This window comes from Ruegeria sp. HKCCD7181, assembly GCF_057221055.1.
Map to the genome: position 1 here is coordinate 620,443 of NZ_JBWVBC010000001.1, position 23,413 is coordinate 643,855.

At 56.2% G+C, this 23,413-nt stretch carries 10 protein-coding genes; 9 read left to right on the forward strand and 1 reads right to left on the reverse strand.

The window, feature by feature from the left end:
- Positions 1-6 precede the first annotated feature (6 nt).
- The 9 genes from AC2TCY_RS03075 to AC2TCY_RS03115 all read left to right on the forward strand — a co-directional run bounded on the left by AC2TCY_RS03075 (position 7) and on the right by AC2TCY_RS03115 (position 17,263).
- On the forward strand, positions 7-834 hold the full coding sequence (locus AC2TCY_RS03075; RefSeq protein ID WP_480845387.1) for a CpsD/CapB family tyrosine-protein kinase: 828 nt from the start codon (positions 7-9) through the stop codon (positions 832-834).
- A complete protein-coding gene (locus tag AC2TCY_RS03080; RefSeq protein WP_480845388.1) occupies positions 824-1,711 on the forward strand; it encodes a glycosyltransferase family 2 protein in 888 nt (295 codons plus the stop codon). Before AC2TCY_RS03075 ends, AC2TCY_RS03080 begins: the two co-directional genes overlap by 11 nt.
- Positions 1,712-1,733: 22 nt before the next feature.
- The gene (locus tag AC2TCY_RS03085; RefSeq protein ID WP_480845389.1) at positions 1,734-2,216 is read left to right on the forward strand and encodes a UDP-N-acetylglucosamine--LPS N-acetylglucosamine transferase; all 483 of its coding nucleotides are present in this window, start codon (positions 1,734-1,736) and stop codon (positions 2,214-2,216) included.
- Positions 2,213-2,770 carry a glycosyltransferase gene (locus tag AC2TCY_RS03090; RefSeq protein WP_480845390.1) on the forward strand — a complete coding sequence of 186 codons (558 nt, stop codon included), beginning with the start codon at positions 2,213-2,215 and terminating at the stop codon, positions 2,768-2,770. Before AC2TCY_RS03085 ends, AC2TCY_RS03090 begins: the two co-directional genes overlap by 4 nt.
- The gene (locus AC2TCY_RS03095; protein ID WP_480845391.1) at positions 2,745-4,097 is read left to right on the forward strand and encodes a nucleotide sugar dehydrogenase; all 1,353 of its coding nucleotides are present in this window, start codon (positions 2,745-2,747) and stop codon (positions 4,095-4,097) included. Before AC2TCY_RS03090 ends, AC2TCY_RS03095 begins: the two co-directional genes overlap by 26 nt.
- A gap of 505 nt (positions 4,098-4,602) precedes the next feature.
- Complete coding sequence (locus AC2TCY_RS03100; RefSeq protein WP_480845392.1) at positions 4,603-14,871, forward strand: amino acid adenylation domain-containing protein; 10,269 nt, start codon at positions 4,603-4,605, stop codon at positions 14,869-14,871.
- A gap of 41 nt (positions 14,872-14,912) precedes the next feature.
- Positions 14,913-15,548: a 4'-phosphopantetheinyl transferase family protein gene (locus AC2TCY_RS03105; protein ID WP_480845394.1), complete on the forward strand. Its 636-nt coding sequence runs from the start codon at positions 14,913-14,915 to the stop codon at positions 15,546-15,548.
- Positions 15,548-16,354 (forward strand): methyltransferase domain-containing protein, encoded by an 807-nt coding sequence (locus AC2TCY_RS03110; protein WP_480845395.1) that lies wholly within the window; start codon positions 15,548-15,550, stop codon positions 16,352-16,354. Before AC2TCY_RS03105 ends, AC2TCY_RS03110 begins: the two co-directional genes overlap by 1 nt.
- An 87-nt stretch (positions 16,355-16,441) precedes the next feature.
- A complete protein-coding gene (locus tag AC2TCY_RS03115) occupies positions 16,442-17,263 on the forward strand; it encodes an alpha/beta hydrolase (protein WP_480845397.1) in 822 nt (273 codons plus the stop codon).
- A gap of 12 nt (positions 17,264-17,275) precedes the next feature.
- Here AC2TCY_RS03115 and AC2TCY_RS03120 read toward each other — a convergent pair whose 3' ends face one another.
- Positions 17,276-23,410, reverse strand: a complete 6,135-nt coding sequence (locus tag AC2TCY_RS03120) for an SDR family NAD(P)-dependent oxidoreductase (RefSeq protein WP_480845399.1) — start codon at positions 23,408-23,410, stop codon at positions 17,276-17,278.
- Positions 23,411-23,413: the final 3 nt, after the last annotated feature.

Here is a 23,413-nt window from a genome sequence, read left to right on the forward strand (position 1 = left end):
GGATAGATGGAAAAGCTACAAGCCGCCATTGAGAAGGCCCGGATACAGCGCCAGGAAAATCAGGCCCCCGTCACCGGCAAGGAAGAGGTTCCGCAATCGGCCAATAAGCCTGTCGCAGCTTTGCTTGAGAACAGCGAGTCGGCCTGGGATCTGTTGGCGGAAGCAGATCTCAACCCCAGGATTTTGCGCAAAAACAGAATGGTTTCGTATTCCGGCGGAAAGGATGCGGGGCCCTACGACATGTTGCGTACACGCATTTTGCAACAGGCCCAAAACCATGGTTGGAAGCGGGTGGCGCTTGTGTCTCCTCACAGTGGGTGCGGAAAGTCCACGACTGCGGCCAACCTGATTTTCAGCTTTGGGCGGCAGCAGGATTTGCGGACCATGGTTCTGGACTGCGATTTACGTCGTACCAGCCTGGGCAAACACCTCGGGTTACAGGTCGATCACAACATGAAGTCCGTCTTTGAGGGTAAAGTGAACTTTGCCGAACATGGGCTGCGCATCGGTGATAATGTGGCCATCGGGATCAATGACGGGCCTGTCGGAAACTCGGCGGAAGTTCTGCAGTCCCAGCTTACGACCAAGGTTCTGGATGAAATCGAGAAGACCTATAAACCGGACATTATGCTGTTCGATATGCCGCCGCTTTTGGTAAGTGACGACAATTTCGCCTTTTTGAAAAATGTGGATTGCGCCTTGCTGCTGGTTGAAGCGGGGAAAACAACGGTTAAGCAGGTAGATGTGACGGAACGCCATTTGGCGGAATTGACCAATGTAATGGGCGTTATTTTGAACAAATGTCATTATAGCGAAAGCCCATATGGATACTGATCGGACCGAAATAGATCTGGCGGTCATCGTACCGCATTACAACGACGTGGCGCGTTTGAACCGGTGTCTGGAGTCCTTACTGGCAAACGATCTGCGTAACGTTGAGGTTGTCGTCATCGACAACGGCTCGGATCAGTCGCTGCAACAAGTTGAAACTCAATTCCCGGACGTTCGTTTTGTTGTTGAGGCCGAAAAAGGCGCGGCGACAGCGCGCAATCGCGGAGTTGCTGAAACCTCTGCGCCACTTTTGCTGTTTCTTGATGCAGATTGCGTAGTTGCCAAAGACTGGGTCGCCACTGCGCGCCGGGTTGCCCCGAAAGCCGACCTTGTCGGCGGACGCGTGGATGTCTTTGACGAAACCCCTCCGCCGCGAACTGGTGCAGAAGGGTTTGAGACGGTTTTTGCCTTCAACTGCAAATCGTATGTCGAAGAAAAAGGTTTCTCGGTCACTGCCAATCTGGTCACCCGACGGGAGGTATTCGAAGCCGTCGGTCCATTTCGATCCGGAATGTCAGAGGACAATGACTGGTGCATAAGGGCGCGGGAAAAAGGCTTCAGCCTGATTTATGCCGATGATTTGGCGGTCTCTCATCCCAGTCGCGCTGATTGGCCGTCACTGCGCGGCAAGTGGCAACGCCTGACCCGCGAAAGCTTTGTTTTGTCTCAGCAAAGCTGGCCCGGCCTGCTTGGTCGCGCACGGTGGTTCGCACGTGCTTGCCTGATGCCTGCCAGTGCCGTTGCGCATACCCCAAAGGTTTTACGTTCGTCGCGTCTTCGGGGCGTGAACGAGCATTTGGCTACAGTGATCACGTTATTTCGGCTTAGGTTTTTGCGTATGTTCTGGATGCTGAAGCAGGCCGTTGGTTTATCGGTTTAGAGACCGCGTTGCGGAGAAGTGAATGAGTAAGATGCCGCATGTTATGGCAATTTCGTCGGCCGGGGGGCACTGGGTGCAGCTCATGCGGTTGCGCCCCGCCTGGAGCGGTATGCAGGTTACTTATGTGACCACGGATCCCGGGTCCGAGGTGGTCCTTCGCCGAGAAGCAGTGCAAGCCGGGGATACGCCGCCAGATTTTGCAACGGTGATCGAGGCGAACCGCTGGCAGAAGCTCCGGCTTTTTAGGCAGCTATCACAAATCGTGTTTTTGCTTGTTCGTTATCGCCCGGATGTCGTGGTCAGCACAGGTGCCGCACCGGGGTATTTTGCATTGCGGATCGGGCGACTTCTGGGCGCGCGCACCGTCTGGATTGATAGCATGGCGAATGCAGAAGAGTTGTCCCTTTCCGGTCAGAAAATCGGCAAACATGTAGATCTCTGGCTGACACAGTGGGAACATCTCGCACGCCCCGAGGGGCCTTTTTATCTGGGGTCGGTGCTGTGATTTTCTTGACGATCGGATCGCACGAGCCCTTCGAAAGGCTGATCAAGGCAATGGATGACTGGTGTGCTCGGAACGGCAGTGCGCCAGAGGTATTCGGCCAGATCACCGATCGGGGCATTGCTGACCATCCTCCGCAACACTTTGAAGCTGTGGGAAAGATATCACCTCAGGACTATGAGGAAAAATTCTCGAAGGCCGACCTAATCGTTTCGCATGCCGGCATGGGATCGATCCTGACGGCGCTCAGCAAAGGCAAGCCAATTGTGGTCATGCCGCGTCGGGGGCATCTGCGTGAAACGCGCAACGATCATCAGTTTACGACAGCAAAGCATCTGGGGGACCGCCCAGGTGTGTTTGTTGCCGAAGACGAGACGCAGCTGGCAGATGTGATGGACCGAACACTCGCGACACTTGGGCAGCATCAAAACGCACCAGTATCGCAAGTGGCCCAACCTCAGTTTACAGCTGCGCTTCGTGAGTATCTGTTGACCAACACCTTTGCCCGGAATGATTTGTCCCGGGGACAAAATGGGGAAGAATCTTTTGAAGCATGATAGTTTCTGGGGCCTTTGGGAGAAGCTGGAAAACCAAAGCGCCCATGTCGGTATCATTGGGCTTGGATATGTCGGACTTCCCCTGGCCGTGACAGCGGCCAAACGGGGTATGCCTGTTACAGGTTTCGACATTGATCCGGCAAAAATCGACGCTCTGAACGTGTCAGAAAGTTACATCGAAGCCGTGGCCAGCGAAGATCTCGCGTCTCTGTTGACCGCTGGCACGGTCGCGTGGACGGCGGATTTCGCACGCCTTAGCAATATGGATGTGATCGTCATCTGCGTTCCAACGCCCTTGACGGAATACCGTGATCCGGACCTTTCCTATGTCACGGCAACAACGGAACAGATCGCAAAATACATCAGTGCAGGTACTTTGGTTGTTCTGGAATCGACGACATACCCGGGGACGACGGCCGAAGTTCTGACGCCGATCCTTGAGAAATCCGGTCACGTCCCGGGGCAGGACATCTTTGTCGGTTTCTCGCCCGAGCGTGAAGATCCCGGCAACCAGAATTACCGCACTGCCACAATCCCGAAGATTGTTGCCGGGGATGGTGAAGAGGCAGGAAAGCTGGTCAAGCTGTTCTACGAAAATGTCGTCGATGCAGTGGTTCCCGTTTCGACGACACAAACAGCCGAAGCGGTCAAAATTACCGAGAACATCTTTCGGGCGGTGAACATTGCACTGGTCAACGAATTGAAAGTGATCTTCGACGCGATGGGTATCGACGTATGGGAGGTGATCGACGGCGCGGCGACCAAACCTTTCGGCTTTATGCCATTTTTCCCGGGTCCAGGATTGGGGGGGCACTGCATCCCGATTGATCCGTTCTACCTGACATGGAAAGCACGCGAATACGAATTATCGACGCGATTTATCGAATTGGCGGGCGAGATAAACTCGAACATGCCGAACTATGTTGTGGCCCGATTGCGTGAAACGCTGGATCGCAAACTGGGAATTGGGTTGTCTCGGGCAAGGGTTTTGATCATTGGTATCGCGTATAAGAAGAATGTCTCGGACATGCGCGAAAGCCCGTCGGTGCGTTTGATGTCCTTGCTGAACCAAGCTGGATCTCAGGTCGCGTTTCATGATCCCCATGTGCCAGCCATTCCGAAAATGCGGGAATATCCGGAATTCTTGGGGTGGAAATCGCTCGAATTTGAGAACATCCGAGCGGAAGATTTCGACGCGATCTTGATTTCGACTGATCATGATGACGTGGATTACGACGCGTTGGTAGCAATGGGATTGCCCATCATCGACACACGCAATGCCATTGCCCGCAGAGACCTTTCCGGGGACCATGTTACCAAAGCTTAAAAAAGGCGGCTTGGAGCATTCATTTGTCAGGGTGCCCAAGCTGCCCGCGCTCTCCAAATTTGGTGATACCTGCGGTATCCGGTAATCGTCGAAAACTGCCAGCCGGTTCTTATTCCTTTAGTATCGCTTCAGGGGTGAACGAGGGGTGGGGCGAAGGGGAAACAATTGACCGATATTCCGAGTCAGTGTTGCTATTATCGATCTGATACTTAAGTGTAATCCGCAATAAACATGATATGTGAGATTTTCCCTACGGTTTCCAAGAGAGCCGCGGTAGGATTCCTGAACAGGTGGTGCCGGGATTCTACCCTTTTCTGAGGCGCGTTGTATGCTGAACTCAGATGGGAACAGAGGAAATCCAAAAGCTGGTAGTGACGAGTTCCGAGTTGTCTAGGTATGATTTTGTGTTCAAATGAATAAGCATATCCTCAATAAAATTGTCGACGATCAAACTGTGCTTCCGACTTGCAAGGGCGATGCAGGGTCGACGCCTGAGGACATCGTTTTGCGGTTCAAAAAAACCTCTCGCGAAATGGGCCCCCAAATCGCGGTACGTTTCGGTGACGAAGTTTTGGACTATGCGGCACTGGACATGCGTTCTGACGCCTTGGCCAGTTGGTTGATTGATCAGGGTGTAATGCCTGGCGATTTGGTAGGCATCACGTCGCATCGGTGTTTGATGTTGCCGGTGGCGATTTTGGGGGTGCTCAAAGCTGGGGCAGGGTACGTACCCATCGATATGGCGCTGCCTGCAGAGCGTGTAGAATTCATAGCGGAAAACACCGGCATTTCCATTCTGTTGGGAGATTGCCCCGACCTTGAAGGCTCTGAACTCAGGATTCTGCCGACCGATGCGTTTCCGACAGAGAATTCCACACCGCCCCTTGCGGAAATCACCGAAGAGAGCATCGCCTATGTGATGTATACGTCCGGGACGACCGGCACACCAAAGGGGGTGGTTGTCCCTCACCGGGCGGTCATACGCTTGGTATGTGAATCGAATTGGTTGGATGCGGGTCCGCAGATCGTGACGCTGCAATCATCAGCATTTGCGTTCGATTCATCCATCATTGATTTTTTCGCGCCTCTTCTCAACGGAGGTACTGTGGTTATCCCGAGGGGCGAGCGTCTTTCCATTTCCGATCTGGCCGAAGCGATCAAATGCCACGATGTGAATACCCTGTGGTTAACGTCCGGGCTGTTTCACGCCGTGGCCGATCTGCAATCCGACTGCTTCGCCAATGTGGATCAGTTGCTGGTTGGCGGCGATGTGGTTTCACCGTCGCATGTCGCAAAAGTGCGCGCGCTGTGTCCGGGGCTGCGTGTCATCAACGGGTATGGCCCAACCGAAGGCAGCGTGTTGGTGACGACCCACCTCATCACGGATGAGGATTTGAATAAAGGTCAGGCCCTTCCAATCGGATCTGCCCTAAGAGGTACCGACCTTTTTATTCTGGATGATGATCAGCAGCTATGTATGCCCGGTCAGAAAGGCGAATTGTATATCGGCGGTCGCGGATTGGCGCATGGGTATTGGAACCGCCCGGATCTTACGGCGGAAAAATTTGTGCCGGCACCCTGGGACGACACTCAAATTCTCTATCGGTCCGGTGATCTTGTCGAGGAAGACGTCAACGGCGTCTTCCGGTTCTTCGGTCGCATCGACAGCCAGGTCAAAATCCGGGGGTTCCGGGTCGAACTGGATGAGGTTGAGATCGCGCTGGAGGCCCATCCGTCTGTTGCTCGGGCAGCTGTAGTCGCCCAGCCCGGCGCTGACGAAGCCGACAAGACACTGATCGGTTTCTGCGTCGTGCAGGATGGTGTCGCGTTTGATGCCCAGGCCATTAAGACCCGACTACAGGAAAAACTGCCGATCTACGCCTGCCCGTCGCGCCTTGAGGTTGTCGATCAGCTGCCGCTAAACCAGAACGGCAAGGTGGATCGCAGGGCGTTACTAAACGGTTTGAAATCACAGGCCGTGGGTAAAGCGCATAAAGCGCATAAAATCGAGAGAGGCATTGCTGATCTGATAGCTGGCTTCTTGCAGGATATCCTGGATTACGAAGAGCTTGACCGGCAGGCTAACTTTTTCGATCTGGGCGCCTCGTCCCTGCATCTGACCCGGCTGCATAACCAGCTCGAGACGGCGTTGAATCGGCGTTTTCCGATTACAGCCCTGTTTGACCAAGCCAGCGTTAACGCCCTGTCGAGTTGGCTGGACGACAGCGGACACAGCAAGGCGGTCCGAATTCCCGAGATGGTTGGGCAAGTTGGATCAGGCCTGATCGCCATCGTTGGTATGGCAGGCCGTTTTCCGGGCGCAGCGGATGTCGAAACGCTCTGGCAGAAATTGGTTGCCGGCGAGGAACTGATTACTCATTTCAGCCCGGAAGAGCTTGAGGTTGACCCCGGTTCCGCCGACCCTGATGGCACCTATGTGCCAGCTCGCGGTATCATCGAGGGCGCGGATCTTTTCGATGCCCGCCACTTTGGAATCCCACCGCACGATGCCAAAGCTCTGGACCCGCAACATCGGATTTTGCTGGAGCTGGCGCAAACGGCATTGGACAACGCGGGTCATGACCCGGCCCGTTTCAATGGGCGGATCGGAGTTTTCGCGGGCTCGTCCCAGAATTCGTATCTTCTGAACAACGTGCTGTCCGCTCCGGGGGCGTCCCGGCAGTTTGCGGCCAGCTATCCGCTCAAGAACTTCTCCGAGCTGTTTGGAAACGACAAGGACTTCCTTGCGACACGTGTGGCGTACAAGCTGGGCCTGACAGGTCCTGCGGTCAATGTGCAATCCGCGTGCTCCACCTCGCTACTTGCCGTTGCCCAAGCTTGCGACAGCCTGCGCATGGGACGCTCTGACATGGTGCTGGCCGGTGGCGTGGCGGTGACCTTTCCGACGAAACGGCCGTACATGTACTTGCCGGATGGGATGGCCTCGGCGGATGGGCATTGCCGTACCTTCGACGCTCAGGCGACGGGTACAGTGTTTGGCGATGGGGCCGGATTGGTTGTGTTGCGACGGTTGGAAGACGCCGAAGCTGACGGTGACAATATCATTGCCGTGATCCGAGGGCATGGCATCAACAACGATGGTTCGCACAAAGCGGGCTATGCGGCACCCTCTGTCACGGCACAGTCCGAGGCAATCCGTCTTGCGCAAGCAGCAGCGAAGGTCGAGCCCCAAGATATCGGTTACGTCGAGGCCCACGGAACGGCGACCCCATTGGGTGATCCGATCGAATTCACCGCGTTGTGCGAAGCCTTCGGCGACACGGAGACCCAAGGGTATTGCGCCGTCGGTTCGGTCAAAACAAATGTCGGGCATTTGGATGCGGCGGCAGGCGTAACAGGGCTTATCAAAACCGCACTGTGTCTGAAGCACGGGCAGATTCCGCCATTGCTAAACTACACGGCACCTAACCCACGCATCGACTTTGACAACTCGCCCTTCCGGCCTGCCACGGAATTGACGGACTGGCCCGCAGGTGAGAAGCCGCGCTATGCCGGGGTGTCAGCTTTTGGCGTAGGTGGCACGAACGTACATTTGGTCCTGGGCGAAGGACCGCAGGCAGCACCCGCCGACAAACCGGCTGATCAAAAGCTGCGTCTGTTCCCGGTATCCGCCTCCAGCCCCGAAGCATTGACCAAGGCTGTAAAGGAGTTGGGGCAGTGGGCCGAATTGCATCAGGACGCCAACCCAGACTCCGTGTCTGCTACGTTGCGCGACCATCGGCATGCCTATCAGGCTCGTGCGGTTCTGACAGGCCGGGATATGACCGGACTGGCCCAGTCCGCACTGGAGTTTTCAGGTGCCGGACAGAAGGCAGGAACGCGCGATCAGCTGGCGTTCATGTTTGCCGGGCAAGGGGCCCAGCATGTGGGTATGGCTCGCGATCTGTACATACACGAGCCTGTTTTCCGCGACGCCTTCGACGTATGCATGGATCAGCTTGAGCGCGAAATGGGACTCGATTTGCGTGCTGTTATTCATGCCACTGGCGATCAGGTGGCGGATGCACGCGAAAAGCTGAAGAGTACGGACTTCGCTCAGCCCGCTATTTTCGTGACCAGCTATGCGCTGGCGAAACTGTGGGAAAGCCGCGGTGTTCGACCGGACGTTATGGTCGGCCACTCCATCGGTGAATTCGTCGCCGCGACATTGGCAGGTGTCTTCCGGTTGGAGGACGCTTTGGGGTTGATCGTCCTGCGCGGTCGTCTGATGGCGGACCTGCCGCGCGGCAAGATGCTGTCGGTGCGCGCGTCCGAAGCGGAGCTTCAGGACCATTTGGGTGACGGCGTCGATCTGGCCGCCGTCAACGGGGCGAAGGCCTGTGTACTGGCCGGATCGGATGACGAGATTGCGGCAATCATTCCGGTATTGGAAGAAGCCGGTTTTGCGACTTCCGAACTGCACACAAGTCACGCTTTCCATTCTCCCATGATGGACCCTGCGCTGGCACCGTTCAGGCAGGAACTTGAGAAACTGACACTTGGCGCGCCGTCAACGCCTATCCTGTCGACCGTCACCGGCGATTGGATGACAGAGGCCGAGGCAACAGACCCGAATTACTGGGCGATGCACATGCGTAAGCCGGTTCGGTTTTTTGACGCCATGCAGATGCTGTGGGCCGAAGAGAAATACATCTTTGTGGAATCCGGTCCGGGGCAGACCTTATCGGTTCTGGCCGCGCAGAATCCGGATCGGGCAAAAGCATCCCCTTCGCTGGCGTCGCTGCCACATGCACAATCCGAAGACGCAGATTCTTACCGAGCTATGCATGCAGCATTTGGCGGCTTGTGGGCGTGTGGTTACCCGCTCGACTGGACAGGGATTGGTGCTGATACAAGCGCGCCGCGACAGCACGGGATGCCCACCTATCCATTCATCAGGAAACAGTTCTGGATCGAACCCGCGGATGTCTCACTCGAAGCGAGTGATGTGGCAGAGGTTTCACCTGAACCGGACGCGCCCACGGGTGACTTTGATGCACTAAGCGCCCTGCAGAACTTGATGGCGGATCTGACTGGGTTGGAGCCTGACGAGATCCTTTCAGACGCGGGCTTCATGGAGCTTGGCTTTGATTCGTTGTTGCTGACTCAGGCGACGCGGGAGCTGAGCGATCGGTTCGGAATATCTGTCACATTGCGTGAACTTATTGACGGGTTCCCAACTGTGGCCGCGTTAGCCGATCACATAAAGGCACACGGGGATGTCGGCGGCGCGGGGCCTTCGGATCAGGCTATTGAATTCCCCGAACCGACGTCCGCAAACGCCAGTGAGACTATGCCGGTCTCGGCGCCGATGACCCAGATTGTCAGCAAGGATGATGTGCTGACCGCCCGTCAGAAAGCGCATATTGATCGTTTGGTGGCGCGTTTCAATGCCAAGACACCACGCTCTAAGGCGTTGACCGAGAAACACCGCCGAACCCACGCCGATCCCCGTACAGCTTCGGGTTTCAATCGGTTGTGGAAGGACCTCGTCTATCAGATCGTCACTGTGAAATCCAAAGGCTCGCGTCTTTTGGATGCCGATGGCAATGAATATGTCGATATCCTCAACGGGTTTGGCCCCGGTTTTCTGGGGCATTCACCCGATGGAGTCGTTAAGGCCCTTCACACACAAATCGACGACGGATTCGAAGTTGGACCGCAGAGCGCGCTGGCGATGGAGGCTGCCGAGTTGTTCTGCGAGGTGACTGGCAATGACCGTGTCAGTTTTGTCTGTACCGGCTCCGAGGCCGTCTATGCAGCCATGCGACTGGCACGGACTGTGACCGGGCGGGATAAGATCGTCATGTTCGCTCGCGACTACCACGGCAATTTCGACGAAGTTCTCGTGCGTGGCATTGATGGTAAGGACGGGCCACGCAGTATGCCGATGGCACCTGGCGTTCCGCGCGACGCGGTTAAAAACGTTGTCGTTCTGCCTTATGGTTCTCCGCAGGCGCTTGATTACATCCGCAAAAACGCGGCCAGTCTGGCGGCTGTCATGGTCGAGCCGGTGCAAAGCCGGCGGCCCGAATTCCGCCCGCACGAGTTCATACGTGAAGTTCGCCGGATCACCGAGCGCAACGGCGCGTTGTTCATTTTTGACGAGGTCGTGACCGGGTTCCGTTTTGGCCCACGCGGCGCACAGGGCTATTACAATATCGAAGCCGATCTTGTGACCTACGGAAAGGTCATTGGCGGCGGTATGCCGGTTGGTGTTGTTGCGGGCAAGGCGCGCTACATGGATACCTTTGACGGCGGCCAGTGGTCCTATGGGGATGACAGTTTCCCCGAAGCGCCGGTGACGTTCTTTGCCGGAACATTCGTACGCCACCCGCTGGTTATGGCCACGACCTGCGAAATGCTGCGGTTCTTCAAGTCTCAGCCGGACTTCTTCTGGAAAACAGTCAACGTTAAAGGGGACAAAGTCGCTGGAACAGTGGATCGCTGGTTTGAAGAAAACGACATGCCGTTCGAGATGCCCAATTGCGGGTCACTCATGTACTTGCGCATCGACAAGGATGCGCAGTTTGGCAGCCTAATAGGATCACACCTGAGGGATCGCGGTGTCTTCCTGCTGGAAGGGTTCCCGTCCTACATGACCGCGGCCCATGATGACGAGGACATGGACCATGTCATCGAGGCGATTAAAGACAGCGCCCTTGAAATGCGAGCAGACGGCATGCTGGGTGGTCGTGAGGACCGCGATCCGTATGATGCTAAGATTTCGGCTGTGCCGCCGCGGCTAAGCTTGCCTGGCGGTGAAGAACGGATTGCGCGCGATATGGCAGCACCGCTCGAGCCGCTACATGTTCCCGCTCTCGAAGCGCAGCGCGAGATATTCGCCGCACTTGTCGTTACGCCCGAAGTGGCTGCAGCCTATAATGAAAGCGTAACACTTGAAATCCGTGGTGAACTGAACCGCGAGGCTTTGGTTGAGGCTATTCAGCAGTGTTATGCACGCCATGATGCCCTGCGCGCGACATTCTCCAACGATGGGATGACCATGTGCATCCATCCGGAAATGGCGCATGAGATCCGAATTGTCGATCTTGCTTCGCTGGATGACGCGACCCGCGCCGGGCGACTAAAGGCGCTGCTGACGACCCACGTGGAAACACCTTTTGATCTGGAGAAGGGACCTTTCCTACGCACGGACATTGTAGATCTTGGCCGACAGGGCGGTGTTGCGCTGCACCATCTGGTGATCACAGCGCACCACATAATCTGCGACGGCTGGTCTATCGATGTGATAATGCGGGATATTTCCTTGCTTTACCGTAAGATCGCCTCGGGCGACGTACCTGTGCTCGATGCGCCGCGCAGTATTATCGACTATGCGCGCGCCGAAGAGGAATGGGCGCGTTCGGAAGACGCCAAAAAGGCCGAGGCTTACTGGCTGGGTCAATTCGAAGGTGAAGCGCCAGTTCTGGATTTGCCGCTGGACCATCCGCGACCGGCTGTTCGCAGCGTCAGGGGTGCTCGAATTGACGAGATATTGGACCCTCAATTGGTGGCTGGGCTACGCAAAGTGGCGGGTAAGCACAATGCCAGTTTCGTGACGCTTATGCTGGCGGCGTTCAAAGCCTATATGGCGCGGATTTCCGATTGCGAAGACTTGGTGATCGGAGTGCCGTCCTCTGGTCAGGCGGCCCGAGGAATGGACGGCCTGGTTGGTCACTGCGTTAATCTGCTGTCCGTCCGTACTCAGCCCCGAAAGGCAATGCGCTTTAATGACTATCTTGGGCAGGTTCGCGATGGCCTGTTGAACGGATCGGAACACCAGCATTACACCTATGGCGCTCTGACACGGGCCCTGAAATTCAAACGGGATGCGTCGCGCCCGGGACTGATCTCTGTCGTATTCAATATCGATAACGGGATCGATCTGAGTGAGGTTTCGATAGGATCAGAGGCCGGTAAGTTTGTATCCAACCCCCGCGCTTATGAGAACTTCGAGCTTTATCTAAACGTGATTGACGATGCGGATAACGTGGCGACGGAGTGGAGCTACAACCGCGATCTTTTCGAACCCGAGACGATAAAGCGGCATATGCGCGGGTTTTCCGCAATGCTGGACGACATCGTCAACCACCCTGACGGTCTATTGAGAGATCTGGGGCGAAAGGCGCCGAAGCAAACCCTGAAAGAGTCCGGTCCTGACGATTCAGGGGCATCGGGTGCACGTTTCGAAAAGGGTATTGTCGATGCGTTTGAAGCAGCTGTTTCCTCATATTCCACCAATACGGCTGTGTCCTTTCAGGGCAACACGCTGACATACGCGGAACTGGATCAGCGGTCTAATGCCTTGGCCAACTGGTTGATTGATCAGGGTGTAATGCCTGGCGATTTGGTTGGGATCACGTCGCACCGGTCTGTGTTGTTGCCGGTCGCGGTGTTGGCCGTACTCAAGGCCGGCGCTGGGTACGTGCCTTTTGACGTGTCTCTACCGGCTGATCGTCTGAAATTCATGGCGAAGGACACTGGCATTTCCGTCCTGCTAGGTAATTGCTCTGATCTTGAGGATACAGGGCTCAGGATTTTGCCGACCAATGCCTTCCCGTTGGAAAATTCCACGCCGCCCTGTGCTGAAATCACCGAAGAGAGCATTGCATACGTGATGTTTACGTCCGGGACGACGGGCAAACCCAAGGGGGTCGTTGTTCCACATCGGTCGGTCATCCGGATGCTATGCGATGCGGATTGGTTGGATCTTGGCCCGCGGACCGTGACGCTACATTCCTCGGCGTTCGCGTTTGATACTTCGATTATCGATTTCTTCGCGCCCCTCCTAAATGGGGGAACCGTGGTGATACCCCCTGACGGGCGACTGTCTATTTCAGATCTGGCCAAGGCAGTTGAAAGCCACAACGTGAACACTCTGTGGCTGACGTCCGGGCTGTTCCATGCCGTGGCAGATCTGAAGCCCGACTGTTTTGCCAAGGTGGATCAGTTGATCGTCGGAGGCGACGTGGTGTCGCCGGCGCATGTCGCGAAAGTGCGTGCGCTGTGTCCGGATTTGCGTGTGATTAACGGGTACGGCCCAACTGAAAGCAATGTGGTCAGTGCCCATCTCATTACAGACGACGATATTAAAGAGGGGCAATCCATCCCAATTGGTGCCGCTATCAAGGGGACGGATCTTTTTGCACTGGATGAAGATCTGCAACGCTGTCAGCCGGGGCAGAAAGGTGAGTTGTATATCGGTGGCCGCGGGTTGGCGCTTGGCTACTGGAACCGTCCGGAACTGACATCGGAAAAATTTGTGCCGGTGCCTTGGGACGACCGTCAAACACTCTATCGGTCCGGAGATCTGGTCGAATGTGACTCCGAAGGCGTTTTCCGGTTCTTTGGCCGTATCGACAGTCAGGTAAAAATCCGGGGATTCCGGGTTGAATTGGACGAGGTCGAGTCGGTGTTGGCAAAGCACCCTGGCATTCAACAATCGGTCGTTGTGACCCGCGTTCCGAACGGGCAGAGCGACAAAGTCATCGTCGCCTATTTCGTCCCGAAAAGCGGTACATTGACACGACGCGAGCTCGACTCATTCATGCGCACGCAGCTGCCCGAATACGCGCGTCCCGCGCATATTGTGGAAATGGAAACACTGCCACTAAACCACAACGGAAAAGTTGACCGAGCCAAACTGCCCGAACCCGATTTGCAACGCAAAACCTGCGATCGCCTTCGCCCTGAAAGCCCGGAAGAAACGACCTTGCTTGGCTTATGGTGCGAAGTTCTGGGCAGCCGGAACGTGACGGTCGAGGATGACTTCTTCGAGTTGGGCGGACACTCGCTGCTGGCCGTGCGTCTTTTTGCACGTATTCGTGACGAGTTCGGGGTTGATTTGCCGATCTCAACTTTGTTCCAGAATCCGACAGTTCGTGATTTGGCCGAGCTGCTGGAAACGCAGGACAGCCCCACGACCTTTGACCCGGCAGGCGATTGGGACCCAAGCACCGTGATTCATCCGGGTCCTGCGGGTGGTGGACAACCACTGTTTGTGGTGGGCGGAGTTGGTGGAAACGTCAACAACCTTGTCGAGTTCGGCTCTGTTGTCGGGCAGTATCGCGCGGTGATCGGGTTGCAGACCCGGGGCATTCTCGGCCACCACATGCACCGGACTATCGAGGCGATGGCCAAGGACAATATTCGCCACCTGCGCGGTCACCAGCCCAAAGGCCCTTATCTGTTGGCCGGGTACTCGGGTGGTGCCTTAACTGCGTTCGAGATGGCCCGGCAACTTGAAGCCATGGGAGAAGAGGTCAAGCGGTTGTTCGTGCTGGACACCTATGCGCCGCGGTTTGCAGTTGATTTCCAGTCTCCGATCAAGTTGGGCGCAAGGCAATGGGTTCAAAACGAGGTTGAACTGATGCGAGCCCGAGGCCTGAGCTATTTCCAAGAACGGCTGCACGCCCGCTGGCGTCACGGTGCCGGTCGCAGACTGCTGACGCGCATGTTCCCGGATCAACCTGACCTCGCCCGTATGCGCGAAGTCGAGCGGGGATGGATGGAAGCGGCTCGAAGCTACCGCGGCGGTCCTTATCAGGGGCAAGCCAGTGTAATTTTCGTCGAGCCTGTTTGTTTGAAAGAGCGGTTGGCCTTTGAGATGGATCCTATGTTGGGGTGGGCCAACTTCCTGAATGAAGGGAATTTCATCAGAACGTTTGTCACTGGCTCTCATCTTGGCATGGTCAAAGGAGAAGAGGCCGAGAACCTTGTTCAGCACATGGAAGCCCATATTCGGGGCAGTTCTCATGGCGCAGAGGGCTAGCTGTGTTGGCGCCGGGTGAAAATTCTGACGTTTTGACCGGCGTGCAAATTTGGACTGCTGCAATTGGCGATGACACCACGATTTCGTTGGGCACGGCAAGCGGGTACCTGACTGAAGCAGAGTTGAACCGCGCCAATCGCTTTGTATTTCCGCGTGATCGGGATCGGTTCATCCGGTGCAGGGGCTTTCTGCGGCACGTGTTGGCGGAGTTCACGGGACACAATCCGACGGACCTGCAGTTTTCAGAGGTCGGAAATGGCAAACCGGCATTGGACTTCGGGCCGGAGTTCAACGTGAGCCACAGCCGGGACCGGGCGGTTATAGCAATATCAGATCATGGACCGGTTGGCGTTGATCTGGAATTCAATGACCGAAAACTCTCAAGCCCCGAAATTGCCCGCGAGTGCTTTACTGATCAGGAATGCGCAATTCTGGATGGGCTGACCGGTGGTGCCTGGCAAGAACGGTTTTTCGCGTATTGGACGGCAAAAGAAGCCAGAATGAAACTGACGGGTGAGGGGATGTCGCTTGCTCCGAAGTCCATTGTGCTCGATCTGGTCGATGGATGGCCCGTCGGCATTCAGTTTCCACATATGCCACCATGCTCGCTCGGGTTTGTCGACCTACCCGGGAAGGTGACGTGTTGCCTGGCCCGGCAAAAACAAGGGGACGCATAGTGACCGGGTTGCAAAAGCATTTGCGCATCTACGCCGGTACAATTCTGGAGTTCTGCCTGCCTTGGGTAGCGCGACTGGATAGCGAGCATGGAAGTCGAGCCCGTCAGTTGATTGCCTGGGCGCGGGTCGAGCGTTCCTCGAAGGGCGGCGACGAAGCTGCATTGCAGTCGGCATTCGCCAGCATGTGGAAAGAAGGCATCAGTACACAATACTACGATAGGTACTCTGACCGGTTCGAGACCTGGTTCCAAACAACTCACAAGGGTTTCTTCGACGATTTACAGGAGTTTGCGGTTTCCCATCCATTTCAGCACTTGGTTGAAATAGGGTGTGGGGATGGCAAAGTGTTGCAATTCTGCGGGGCGCAGATGCCCTTGATCGAACGTTTTAGCGGAATCGACATCAACGACGACATAATCGAGCGCAACAAGAATGCCTTCGCGGACAATCCCGACCTTAAATTCACATGCGCAGATGCCCAGGTATGGCTTAAGCAGCATATGGAGCCTGGTATGTTGGTGCTGTTTTACGGAGGCGTGCTGGAGTATTTCACCCAAACTGATCTGGCTTCCATTTATGCGTTGCTGGCGACGCAGCCCGGCACTGCAGTTGCGCTTGTTGAGCCGATAGACCCGGCCCACGATCTGGAAAAAACCACACAAAGCTATAACCATGGTGTCGAGCATTCGTTCTCACATAATCACCGGCACTTGCTGGAACAGGCTGGTTTCGACATTCTATTGAATCGGAATACGAAAAGCGGCGCCGTGACCTGGATCGAGATGATCGCAATGAAGACATCATAACACGCCTGACTCACGATGAGCTCTCAGGGTGATTTTTATTCCTTTATCTTGCCGTGAAAGACAGCAAAACGCGATGAGAAAGCCGCCATGAGCGTATCCCATATCCTGATGATCCTCTTTGGGTTCACTCTATTACTCGCCTTTATTGTTTTTTCCGGTGTCTGGTATTGGTCTACCTACAAGATTTACCGTTTCTCCTCTGACCCGGCACGAGCCGAAAACATAGCCGGGATTACCCGCGTCTTATTCCAAGCGACGGACGGAACCGAACTGCGTGCGTTTGTTTCTGAGATCACTCCGAATGCACCGGTTTTGATAAGTTTTTATGGAAATTTCAGTGGTGTGATCCCTTCCCTGCAGCGCCTGCAACCTTTGATGGACCAAGGCGTCGGGATCGTGATGCTGGAATACCGCGGGTCTGGAGACGCCCCGGGAACACCCGCGGAGCTGGCATTCAATTCCGATGCATTGGCGCTGTACGATCAGCTCGAAGAACTGACAGACAGGGTAATCCCGCCTGAGCAACGCTTTATCCATGGTTACAGTCTGGGCGTCAGCCCTGCCATGGCGCTGGCCAGCCAACGCCCAGCCGCCGGTTTAATCATCGAGGCAGGTTATGACAAAATGTGCCGGTTTCAGGAAACGCGTTTGCGTGGTGTACCGATGTGTTTGCTTATGTGGAAAGAACGCCACGATGTAATCAAACACGCCATTCAGATTTCCATTCCGGTATTGGTAGCCCATGGAACGAAAGACGCAGACGTTCCGCAATCCTGGGCCGAAGCATTGTTCAATGCGCTGTCGGAACCAAAACGTCTTGTGACCTTTCCTGATGGCACACATACCAATCTCATGGAACAGGGGCTGAGCTTTGAAGTTTCGGACTTTCTGGATGATCAGAAAAGTTAACCGTGTTTCGGATCACGCGGCATGTTCTTCGTCATCCGACCGGTCTTCATTCGCTGAAAGCAGCTTTTGGTTTAGTTCGGAACCAATCACAGCGATGGTCGGTTCTGCCATCATCGTGAAGTGATCGCAGTCAAACTCTCGTATATCAACCCGTCCGTTGGTGTACCGACCCCAACCCAGATCCTTACCTGCTGCAATAAACAGAGCACTGGCCCGGCGAGCCTTGAACAATGTTATGTCCACATCAAGCAGAGGCGTATCATAGCGGTTCTGTGCTTGCACGAATGAATCGGTCATTCGCGGGCCGATCAACTCGTCGGGCAATGGTTTGCCTTCGGCCAAAAGCTCTTTGATTTGGCCCAGCTTTTCCCGGCCTTCACGTCCCGTTTTGCGCCTGTTGATCCAATCAAGCGCGTAGTCGAGATCCCATTTGCGCGCTGCCCAGAGTTTTTGTCCCAAGCTCAATGGTCGTTGCGACATATGTGGCGCGATCGTGTCGAAAAAGATCAGCTCATCCACTTCTTCACCCGCTGCACGCAACTGCCGGACCATTTCGAACGCGACAACACCACCGCCCGAATACCCGGCTAGCCGGTAAGGTCCGTGTGCATACGATTTTTGAACGGCTTCGATGTATCGAGCGGCCATATCTTCGATCGTCATATCCACGCTGAGGCCGCCGTCTGACCCCAATGCGCGCAGCCCGGAAAACGGAATGGACGGGTCCAGGAAACCGGCGAGAGGGCGGAAGTTCAGGACATTTCCACCCGCACCGTGGATACAGAACAGTGGTTGCGTGTCTTCGTCGCCTTTAGTGATTTGAACCAACGGGCTCCACCGGGTCGCCACGGGCTGCGCCGGCGCACCCTCGGTCAGACCTGCTGTCCTAAGAACGAGTTCAGTCAACGCACCCAATGTCGGGGCTTCGAACAACGTGGCCAGAGGCAGGCCGACGTCAAATTCCTGCCGGACACGCGTGAACAAACGTACGGCGTTCAGCGAATGCCCTCCAAGCTCAAAAAAGTCGTCTTCAGGCTGTATGTTATCGACGCCCAGAATGTCTTCCCAAATGCCCGCAATCCGTGCGCTGTGCGGGCCCATCTGAGGCGCGGCGCTCTGGCCTCGCTCTGGCCGTGCTTTGGGTTTGGGCCGTGCCTCGACAAGCGCAAGTTTCACGAGATCCAGGGAGACAGGCGAGATAATCTGATGTCGACTGGGATGGGAAAAGATGAGGTTGAACAAGGCATCTGCCTCGGTGTCCCTGATGCCGGTGGCAAGCAACTGGTCGCCCAATCGGGCCGGTTCAGGGGCAGTCGCCAGCGCCTCACGTGATAGGGCCCGCAGTGCCAGATGTTCCAGGATCATGACCACGGTACCAGACGCGTCGCGAACAACCACGTCGAAGGCTGCGAACTGCCCTTTGGTTTCGGCCACTTTGACAGATTGCGCCGTGATCTCCCGGCTGAGCGGGCCAAACACTCGAATTCGGGAGACGGACATTGGCGCATAAAGTGGTGCGGCTTGATCTCTGTCCAGAATGTTCAGGCCGACAGTGGCCGCCATGTCCAGCAGGCCGGGATGCAGGGGATGGTTGCTCAGGTCAGATATGTATTCCTCCGGCAGCGTGAACTGACCTTCGCACCAATTGCCAGAGTGGCGGGCGGGGCCGGATGTGTTCCAGCGCGGGCCAAAGTCTATCAGGTCATCCTGCTTGACCTGCTCGTTTGGAGCGATGAGGTCCATTGGGGGCAAAGAGACCAGATCGCGTGGTATTTGCTTATCCACTTTGCGTATTGCCTGGATTTGCACCTGCACATGATCCACCAAGGAATCGCCCGCCCCCAGTCGGCTGCTGATTTTCAGCTCATAACCATCTTTTTGTGGCATCAGCGAAATGTGCATCAACCGCGGCAGGTCTTCGGCAAATCCCATGGGTTGATTGAACGACAATGCAGAAATCTCAAACGTCGAAGATTTCAGGGCTTCGCGCGCCGCGACTTGAACCAGTTCGATATAGGCCGTCCCTGGCAGAACTGGCAGGCCCGCCACGACGTGACCGGATATCTCCCAATCTTCCTGGGGGTGCATGAGCCGTTCGAAGATGACTTCGCCGTCTGCCTCGTCGCGCCGACGTCCCAGAAGAGGATGATCCTCTGGTCCCGGTTTGTGTTGCCCATGACCAAAGACTCGCGCCGCCATTCCGCTGTCACGCCATGCGCCCCACGCAATCGACAAACCATCGTTCCGGTTTTTAGCCAATGCTTCCAGTCCGGCGTTGGCCGCGACATAAGCCACCTGGCCAGCAGGTCCTGTTTCCACGGAACTTGATGATATGACTGCAAAAGCATCCAAGTCACCTTCTGGAAGCAATTGGTCCAGGATTTGAGCACCTTTTAGTTTTGGCGACATGACCGCGTGGACGTCATCCAGCGTTTTCAGGGATATCGGCCCGTCATCCAGCTGCCCCGCCGCGTGGATCACCCCGCTGACTTTGCCGAAGCTGCTTCGCAGATATGCCAGCGCAGCGGACATTGCATTTTTGTCCGTGACATCCGCTTTCAGGAACATAACGTCACCGCCAGCTTCCCTGATACGAGAGGCAAGGGCTTCGTCTTCGTGGCCAGAGCGGGACAATAACCCAACCTTGGCATGATAGGTTTCGCCAAGCCATCGTCCCAATTGGCGCCCGATGCCGCCGGTTCCACCGGTAATCAGCCAGGTGCCACCAACCTGAATACGGGTTGGCTGAGCGCCGGTCTTCGAATGATCGGCAATTCGCTTGTTCACATGGCGGTTCCCATTGCGCCAGGCAACGTTATCCTCCGCGCTTGGCTGGAGCATTTCGTCGAAAAGCTGCCGGGCTGCGCCCAGGGCATTGCCCGCGCCGGCTATTGCATTTTGCTCGGGGTCGAGATCGACCTGCGTGACCTCAAGCCCGGGTATCTCGCGTGGCGCCGAGCGTATGATCCCAGTCAACGTAGCGAATTCGGGATTGACGGAACCAGGCCCGATGGCGCCTCGTGTGGCCAGTACAAGCCGGTTCGGCCCACAATCTGCCTGTTGGATCAAACGGGCCAAAAGGTAGGTGCTGTCAAAGGCAGAATCGCCATCTTCCGACAGCGGCCAAAGGGACAGGATGCGTGGGGGCAGGCTGTTCCCGATCTTTTGGAACAGGGCTTCAAAATCGTCCGTATCTTCGGGCCTCAGGCAATAGCCAGCCGCTGTTTCTTCAAATCTGGTGCCTTTGGTGACAACAGTTACGTCAGCGTTGTTCTTAGTCAGTGAATCCAGGACAGCATTGGACAGGGTGTCGGAACCTGCCAAAACCAACCAGGGTTCGGCCGCCAACGATGTCGGGTTATGCGAAGCCACGGCCATCTCGGGCCAGTGTATTGTCTCGAACCAATTCTCAATCGGGGTAATGCGTGGCGGGGTGAGCGGATCAAGATCTTCTTCTTTCTCCTTGCCTTGCCCCGGTTCGATCCAGTGCCGAGTTTTGTCGAATGCATAGGTTGGCAGTGAAATTCGGCGCCCGCCCGCGGGCAGGGCTTTGTTCCAATCGATGTTACATCCATTCGCCCACAGCGCACCAAAGGCCGTTAGCATCACGCCAATCTCGTCGCGCGGCTCGCGAACTGATGGGGCGGAATACAACATGGCTTGTGGCGGATGCGGTAATTCCATCGCACCAACCAGCGGTCCCAGAGTTTGTCCGGGGCCAACCTCGATCACGATACGGCCGGGCGCGTCGAGCGCCTGTCTGGTAGCATCGGTGAACCGAACAGTGTGCCGCAGATGGCGGGCCCAGTATTCAGGCGAGGCTAGATCGTTCCCTTGAGCACTGGCCCCTCGTAATGACGATATGATCGGGGTCCGTGCCGGTGCAAAGGTCATACCCTCGAACCCGGCGCGAAAACGATCAAGCTGTTGGTCCAGTTGTCGCGAGTGCGCTGCGACCGCGATGTGAATACGGCGCACGTCATGCCCTTGGTTCGAAAGCTCTGCCTCAAGCGTTTCAACCGCCCCGAGCGGGCCGGAAACAACCGTACTGTCCGGCAGGTTCAACGCTGCAATATCCAGTTCAGAACCGGTCCTTCGGATCAGCTCCTGAGTCTCGGCTTCATTGAACGGCACGGTTGTCATCGCGCCTTCGGGAGCGGCCTCCATGACTTGCCCGCGCAAGGTGACAATTTTCAGTGCGTCGGCCAGGGACATCACCCCAGCCACGACAGCACCCGTGTATTCGCCGACACTGTGTGCAAAGATCAGGTCAGGTTCGACACCCCAGCTTTGCCAAAGTTGCGAATATGCGTATTCCAGGATGAACAGTGCCGGAATGGCATAGTCCGAACGAGATAACTTATCAGTCGCTTCGCGGTCTGAGAGATCGCGGGCAAACATCATCTCTTCCAGGTCCGCTGGAGCGGTTTCAGGTAGCGCGCTGAAACAGTCTTTGACCGCAGCGTCGAAGACCGGAGCGTCACGACGCATCTCGCTGCCTGCACCTGGGTATTGTGCGCCGCCGCCAGGGAAAAGAAACACGATTTCAGGCGACGTATCCGTTTCGGACTTTGCCCGGCCTTGTGCGGTCAGGGGATGGGATTTCGCCTTGATCAGCGTTTGCAAGTGCTTCGGGTTGCGCGCAGCCGCAACGAACCGTTCCGGAAATTCACGGCGACCTTCGCGCAGCGTCTTTGAAACGTCGGCGCTGGCGGGTGCAGATTCAGATAGGAAATCGTCCCATTTGCCGCGCAGGTTGCCCAGCGCCGTGTCGTTGCGGGCCGAGATCGGGAAGAGACGCCATTGGTTATCTTCCGCCGCCGGGGGCACATGTGGGGCTTCCTCGACGATCACATGGGCATTTGTGCCGCCCACGCCCAGTGAGTTGACAGCCGCGCGGCGAATGCGGGGCGTTCTTGACCAATCACGCCCGCGCGCCTGGACTTGAAACGGGCTGCGCGAGAAATTGAACCGGCTGTTGGGGGTGTTGAAATTCAGACTGGCCGGCAGACGTTCATTGGTCAGGCTTTCGACAACCTTTATCAGACTTGCCGCGCCCGCTGCCGTGTCGGTGTGCCCGATATTGGTCTTGACTGAGCCTATGCCAATCCCGCCGATATCTGCGGTGCCATAGACCTCTTGCAGCGCACTCAGCTCGATGGGGTCACCGATTGGCGTGCCAGTGCCGTGGGTTTCGATATAGTCGATATCGCTCGCCTCAAGCCCGGCCACTGCCAGTGCTTCGGCGGCGGCTTCTGCCTGACCATCGACAGAGGGCGCCAAATAGCTGGCCTTGCTGATCCCGTCATTGTTGATCGCAGTTCCAAGAATGACTGCCTTGATGTCATCTCCGTCTTTCACGGCATCGGCATAGCGCCGCAGGGTCAATACCGCAGCGCCCGAGCCGAAAACTGTACCCTGGCTTTCTTCGTCGAAGGCGCGGCAGATACCGTCAGGGGAAAGAATCTCGCCCTGTGAAAATCCATACCCAACGCGATGTGGTAACTCGATCGTCACGCCGCCCGCCAAGGCCATGTCGCATTCCATGTTCAACAATGCGCTGGCCGCCAGATGCACGGCAACTAGCGACGTCGAGCAGGCCGTTTGAACGGCGACGGACGGTCCAGTCAAATTCAACAGATACGAAAGACGCGTGGTCAAAAAGTCTTTGTCGTTGCCGGTATGGCGCAACAAAAACATGCCGATTTCTTCGACCAGGTCAGGGTTGCTGAGTAAATTAAAGGGCAAATAGCTTTGCATGCCCGATCCTGCATAGACCCCAATGCGACCATCAAATTTTTCGGGTATCCAGCCGGCATCTTCCAGTGCTTCCCAGCCACATTGCAGGAAGTGACGGTGTTGCGGGTCAAGAATGGCGGCTTCGCGCGGGGAGAAGCCGAAAAATCCCGCATCGAACATCTCCATATCGGGCAGAATATGAGCGACTTTTACGTAGTTTGGATCGGCCAGACGTTTGCGGCTGACACCTTGCGCCAGAAGATCTGCATCTGACAGATATGTTGCCCCCGAATGTCCCTCGGACAGCATTTTCCAAAAAGCGCGGATATCGGGCGCGCCGGAAAAACGACCAGCACGGCCAATAATCGCGATGCGATTGTCGAAACTACCTGTATTCTCGTTACTCACGCG

Bases quoted from the DNA above. Each gene is read 5' to 3' on its own strand.
- AC2TCY_RS03075 (WP_480845387.1), top strand. From the start codon at position 7: ATGGAAAAGCTACAAGCCGCCATTGAGAAGGCCCGGATACAGCGCCAG.
- AC2TCY_RS03080 (WP_480845388.1), top strand. From the start codon at position 824: ATGGATACTGATCGGACCGAAATAGATCTGGCGGTCATCGTACCGCAT.
- AC2TCY_RS03085 (WP_480845389.1), top strand. From the start codon at position 1,734: ATGAGTAAGATGCCGCATGTTATGGCAATTTCGTCGGCCGGGGGGCAC.
- AC2TCY_RS03095 (WP_480845391.1), top strand. From the start codon at position 2,745: ATGGGGAAGAATCTTTTGAAGCATGATAGTTTCTGGGGCCTTTGGGAG.
- AC2TCY_RS03115 (WP_480845397.1), top strand. From the start codon at position 16,442: ATGAGCGTATCCCATATCCTGATGATCCTCTTTGGGTTCACTCTATTA.